This is a genomic window from Sphingorhabdus sp. (genome assembly GCF_044239665.1).
Lineage (GTDB): Bacteria > Pseudomonadota > Alphaproteobacteria > Sphingomonadales > Sphingomonadaceae > Sphingorhabdus_B.
Genome location: NZ_JBIIBA010000048.1, coordinates 1 through 6,420 on the forward strand (window position 1 = coordinate 1; position 6,420 = coordinate 6,420).

3 protein-coding genes are annotated in these 6,420 nt (G+C 52.0%); 1 reads left to right on the forward strand and 2 read right to left on the reverse strand.

The features are described from left to right. Both ACILP3_RS10265 and ACILP3_RS10270 read right to left on the reverse strand, forming a co-directional pair. Nucleotides 1-988 (reverse strand): AbgT family transporter (locus tag ACILP3_RS10265; RefSeq protein ID WP_395616537.1); only part of this gene is annotated, 988 nt, incomplete at its 3' end. Between the two features lie 82 nt (nucleotides 989-1,070). Continuing rightward, complete coding sequence (locus ACILP3_RS10270) at nucleotides 1,071-3,962, reverse strand: TonB-dependent receptor (protein ID WP_395616538.1); 2,892 nt, start codon at nucleotides 3,960-3,962, stop codon at nucleotides 1,071-1,073. A 100-nt stretch (nucleotides 3,963-4,062) separates the two neighbouring features. Here ACILP3_RS10270 and ACILP3_RS10275 point away from each other — a divergent pair, with 100 nt between their 5' ends. Next, a complete protein-coding gene (locus tag ACILP3_RS10275; protein ID WP_395616539.1) occupies nucleotides 4,063-5,274 on the forward strand; it encodes a CapA family protein in 1,212 nt (403 codons plus the stop codon). The last annotated feature ends 1,146 nt before the right edge of the window (nucleotides 5,275-6,420 follow it).

Genomic DNA, 6,420 nt, shown 5'->3' on the forward strand with positions numbered 1-6,420 from the left:
GGTGTGATTTGACGGTGCCTACGGTTGCGCCATAAATCCAGCCGCTGCCAAGGAACAGCAGCATGAACCCTGCGACGAGGGCAGCATAAAACGGCTGCATCCGGGCAGGTCCTCGGGCTGTTGCATCCAAAAGTGGCGCGTAATTGGGTATTGTTACCAAAAGGGTGAACAGGGCAGCCAAGCATAAGGCAAACAACCCAGCATACATCAGGCCCCGGCGGTCGGCGTCAGGATTAGCAACCTGTGTTCTGTCTTCCCCTGGTGCATTACCGGTCCATGTTCCAAGGCGTGGTTCAACGATACGGTCGTTTACGAACCATGCGATTGGCACTAAGATTATCCCCAACGCTGCGGTAAACCACCAATTTCCAAGAGGATTCAAACTGTGATCGGGTACTAGCAGTGTTGTTGCTGATTGGGTAATTCCCAGCATCAAAACGTCAAATTGCCCCGGCACGAGATTTGCTGCAAAGGCGCCCGAAATGCCGGCGTAGGCGATTGCCATACCGGCAAGTGGGTGCCTTCCTGCTGATGCAAAAATAATTGCTGATAAGGGAATAAGCACGACGTAGGCTGCATCAGCTGCATGGTGTGAAAACAGGCCAATCAAAAAGATGGCTGGGCTCAGAAATCGGACCGGTATGTTGCGCATGGCGCGCGACATAAGCGCAGCGAACAGACCAGACCGCTCGGCTACCGCAGCGCCTAACATCACGACCAGAATTAAGCCTAATGGTGGGAAATGTGCCATCGTGTCCGGCATTTCTGTGAGCAGTTTTCGGATATTGTCTGCGGACAGAAGGCTTTTTGCGACGACAGATTCTCCGGTTAATGGATTTACAGCCTGCCACTGCACGTAGCTTGCTGCAACTGACGCGCACATCAGGGTAGCAATCAGACCAAGGAATATGAATACGGGGTCGGGTAAGGCATTGCCCCAACGCTCAACCCTATTGAGCCAACTGCGTGCACCGATGTCCGCTGGCATTTTTCTAATATCCTATAACCTTGATACAAGCGGCGAGATCGCCCGGCCGTAGCTTATCATGCTGCGGCCGGGATCACCTCATTCACATTTTTATGTTGAAGCCCGCGTAAATAAACCGGCCGCGCGCATCATATGTATAAATATCATAGTTGATGGGCGCATTTGCATAGGAGGCGGGCGGAGCCTTGTCGAAGACGTTGTTCACACCGATGGTGAAGCGTGCTGCATCGTCAGCGACTTTGAAGCCCATTTCGAAATCCGTGTACACTATAGCTTTGGTCTTGCTGTTCTTCACCGTATTTACGGCATCTGACGAAGATCCAATATACCGCGCACGTAGTGTTGCATCGACTGAATCGCCGGTCCAGCCAAGCGACGTTTGGCCCTTCCAATGCGGATAGGTCGAACGCGGTGCGTCGCCTTTACCTGCACGCTCATCGACGATGGGTACCCCTCCTGCTGGGTCAGGCGCAGTCGTTTTGAAAGAGTTTAGGTAAGACGCATCGACAACTGCCGAAATACGGCCAGCGTTGGTATTGAAATCATAGCGTAGCGTCGCATCAACGCCGTCGGTTTCGATCGAATTCAAATTCTGTGCGCCCTGAAGCAATTCCAGAATGGCTCCAGTGCCTGTATCTCGGCGCACCAGGTCACAAAAAACGTCCCCGCGTGCAGCACAAAGCTGCAAAATCTGGGTCGCCGATTGCGATGCAATGGCGTTGCTAATTTCAATTTTATAATAATCTACCGTCAGCGATAGGCCTGGTATGCTGTCAGGAGAGATGGCAACGCCTGCGCTGAACGTGTCTGCAGTTTCAGGTTTAAGCGATGTGTTTCCGCTGATTACGCCCGGTATCAAGCCATTTAGGTTGAAGTTGGTTTGGTTGTACCCTGTTGGCACACCTGCGCATCCGGGTCGCGACGCATTCACACTAGCGCCGCCATTGCACGGATCGGTACCTTGAAAGCTGGTTTGACGGGCGCCTTGATAAAGCTCGAGTATGGAGGGTGCTCGGAACCCTTGTGAATAGGTTCCCCTGAACAAAATGTCCTGAATTGGGCGATACCCGAGACCTGCCTTTAGCGTCGCTTTACTTCCGACAGTTGAATAGTCAGAATAACGTCCAGCAAGGCTTAGCTCTAAACTCTCAGCCAATGGCTGATCACGCAGCAAAGGTACATTCAACTCTGCGTACCCCTCGTGCAAATCATAGCTTCCGACGGTAGTCGTCCGCGTTTGCGAAGTGGTGGACGTGTATTGCGAAGACAGGAAACGTGATGGCGCATTGACGAATGCATCTGGCGCGTCGAACCCGCGGTTCTGTCGGTATTCGTAGCCGACAGCCAAGGCTAATGGTCCGGCCGGTAACTCAAACAGATTGCCGGTGACGTTAAAAGCCGCGTTGTAAAGTTCTGTTCGGTTATATTCACGCGTAGTGTAACGAACATAAGCCGCCTGTGCTTCTGTCATCGGTGAGAACAAATTTATGGGGACGCAGCCAGACGTTGCTGCACAGGTTGTAGGTGAACCAAGGCCTAAAAACAGATTGTCATAATTGATGCCATTTTCCGCCATGGTATCGATGCTGTTGCGCGAATAGGAGCCAAACACATCCCAGCGCCATTCGCCCGCGCCAATCATGAAAGTCCCATCGAGGCCAAGCGAAAGACGGACGGTTTCTACGTCCTGCGAATTGTTTCGGTTGCCGACGTCAGTCATAACCTTGCGGATCCGCCACGCACTGTTTGATGCGAAAGTCAGAGCATTCGCAGTTGGAACGCCGTTCGTTGTGCCAAACGGATTGAATGCTTGATTGTTCGGAATAGAAAATCCGCGAACCGTTCCCGCGCTTCCGCCAACATCAAGTAGCACCGGCGAGAATAGCTGACTGGACTTGCGACGGTTGTATATGCCTTCGAGCCGAAGGGCGACTTCGTCGGTCAGTTCATAATCAAACCTTCCGTAAATGCCGAAGCGTTCGGAAGGACCAGTTGAATAAATGCCCTGAGCCTGCGTGTTGAAAAAATCGCCGGGCAACGCACCGGGGCGAAATGCGTTATCTGCTAAATTTCCAGATCCTATCGCAGTGTTGGTGTAAACTGCAGGACTTGCACTGCTCGCAAAGCCGGAAGGCGTTCCAAAATACGTGTTGTTGGAGAGACCTGGCAATATGAAAAGCCCATTCGGGCTCGTTCCAAGGGCGGTCTGGGGAACCAAAGTCAATGTTGTTAGCGCGCGCGCATCTGTACGAATGGGCCGTGATTTAAAATAGCTGCCGGACAGAACAACTGATGCTCGTTCCCATGTCTTGCCACCCGTAAGTACGCTCGACAATTCAGCGCCATCTCCATTGCCATGGCTGGTGACACCTGCACGTGCGGAACCGCGCAACCCATCAAAGGGCTGAACAGTTTTAATGTTTACGACGCCGGCTATGGCATCGGCACCGTAGATAGCAGAAGCACCATCTTTAAGAACCTCGATGCCATCGATCATGCCCTGAGGCATCGTGTTGAGGTCGACGAAATCACGGAACCCGCGTTGACCGACGCCGTCTACCCAACGGTGCCCGTCCACCAGAACGAGAACGCGATTGCCGCTGCCCTCGCCACCACCGAGATAGCGAAGATTGATCGAGCTCGCGCCGTAGGAGGTTCCTTGCGTGCCGTTCGAATTGAGGCTGACACCTGCTGATGGGAGTTTCTGCAGCAACTCGCCTACCGATGACGTCCCTGATTTAGCGATGTCGTCAGAAGTAAGCGTCAGTACCGGTCCAACAGAGTCTGCATCCCTTCTGTTGATACGCGAACCTGTAACAATGATGTCCTCGGCCACTGCTTCGGTTTTAGCTGCGGGCGCCTCGTCAGTCTGTGCCGAAAGCATAGTTGGCCACGTTAACGCTGCCAGGCTGATACCAGCTGCGATCATTATTTTTGAAGGACGGCGCGTTTTTGCTGAGCGATCAGATTTCATGATAGAATATTCCCCATTTACGGTCACGATTAGGCAATAACGGCGAGGCATAATATAGAAAAGCTTATGACCCGTCGGAATACGGTCATAACAAACTTGCATGACCTTGCGATTTTTTTGCTCGCTTTTGTATGATGGTGTGATGGAGGTACTAATGACCTTGCCAATTATGTTTCATTCTCGACGCCAATTTTTGGGCGCAGGTATATCAGTAGCTTTTCTGCCCGTTGCCGCATCGGCGATGAAATCGAAGCGCCCAGTGCGTATTTCTTTGCTAGGCCAGTCACTCATCAAGACCGATATTCGCGCCATCGGTTGGCAGCATGGCGCAACTTTCCGCAAGTTGCTACGCGGTCAGGACGCCGTCTTCACTGACCTAGAAACCGTGATATCCGGGCCTTTAGCTGGCACATCTACGCGCCCTGCCAATAGCGAAGTGCTTCATGTGGGTGATCCCTCCGTTATAGACTGCTTGACCTCGTTGGGCGTGAACCTTTTTGCTACCTCCAACAATCACGCATGGGATTTAAACACGGGTGGGATTATGTCGACTATCCAAGCTTTGGATGAACGCGGCCTAAGTTTCGCGGGCACCGGCCGGAATCTCGCTGCCGCAAGTAGGCCTGCATTCCTGAAAGGAAGCGGTTCAGTCGCGCTTGTCGCTGCAGCGTCAGGCGCGATCCGCGATGGAGCTGCGGCAACTATAACGCGCCCCGGCGTCAATGAGCTCGCTCGCGGGCCTGACGGTGCGCTTACACCATCAGATGTAGAGCGTTACCTAGCTGCAATTCGTCTTGCTGCGAGCACCGGCGCAGGTGTAATTGCGTACTTGCATAATCATCATTGGGAAAAACAAAAGTCTGATACCCCTATGTGGCAGCGCGCTCTAGCGAAAGCCGCCATTGATGCAGGCGCATGCACTTTCGTTGCTCATGGTGTGCCAGAATTACAAGGTATCGAGTATTACAAGGATGCACCTTTGTTCCACGGACTATCGTCATTTATATTTCAATCGGAAAAGGCCGACGACGCCTACGGACCTGAGGCATGGCAATCCTTAGTTGCTGACCTCCAAATTGAAAATGGCCGGGTGACGCAAGCAAAATTATGGCCCGTCCAACTTGATTACAGCGGCCTCATTTATAACGGACGTCGCGTACGCGGCAGTCCAGCGCTGGCCGAAGGAAATGGCGCCGAAATTATCCTAGGGCGCGTAAAAATGTTAAGTGAACGACTTGGTGACACCGTAAGCCTTAAATCAATGGCGAGGCCTCGCCAGAATGGGGCTGTCCTCTCGATGGCGGGAAAATAGCGTAAGATTTTCGTTTAAATTAACCCTGTTTTGACAAAGAATAGCAATCTGATTGGGACGTTCTGTTCGGTACCGCGAAAATAACCCGCACATATCCGCAAAGCTATGGGGTAGAGAATTTGCCAGAGGCGACTTTAGGCCAACAATTGGCGTGGCCGCTGTTTCCGGAGGCAAAAGCCTCGCAGAAAAACTAAAGGACTTGGCAAGTCATCGGCATATTAGCGTTTCAGGCTAACGTACGGCATGAAGCGCAGAGATACCTGCCATTAAACTCTCGGTGTAAACACAGACTTTATTGGTTGGTTCGGCAAATCGGTAACAGCCGCACACCTAATGCGTTGTCTGCTTTTAGGTGTTGCAATTAGCGTTCATAATGCCTGCAACTGGGCGCAAAGCTGCCCTCCGGACATGTCTGGAAACCTGAACACCGGAAACATCAGTGGTGGGATCGTTCAATGCGGCGGCTTCCGCTAAAGCATTGCGCACAAAGCTCTTTGAGCAAATTGCTCTGAAAATGTTCGGATCGTGTTCGGATTTTTCAGTTGTCTTATAAATATCTGATTTAAATTGGAATTTTGATAGAGCCGAATCTTGCCAAGGTTGGGGTCGAGGGTTCGAATCCCTTCGCCCGCCCCAATGATTTCAATGACTTAGGTGATATCGGCTTTGTTGCTCAAAGCGGGCTTGCAGCCTGCGTTTTAATCAGCGTTCTGATTAGAACGCCTGCGTAAAAATCTTGGAAATTCAGTGTTTAAGTCGGCCTTGGATGCGGCATTGCCGGTTAATGCGATTTGCACTGCGCTCATCTTTGTGTTCGGCTCGCTCCTAAAAACGGATGAGCGACGATCATCCGTAACGCTTTGGGGCCGGTCCGCGCAATTCCAAAACCCACAAAAGTCACATTTACCCGGGAAGAGTCGTTGGCGTCGAACACTGTTTGCCAGCGTTCCAATTGGAACAGGCTATTTTGGCTGAAAGCCTAATCGGTCCTCGTCCTTGATCAGGTGCCGTGGCAGATTTTGGGCCGGTTGCGGACTGTCTGCATTTGGCAACATCGCACGAAATGCTGACATAGCCATCGCTAGGTTCCTGTTTCTGATGTGTCGAACGATCTCGACGGGCCGCTAAGTGAAATGCCGCCAAGAT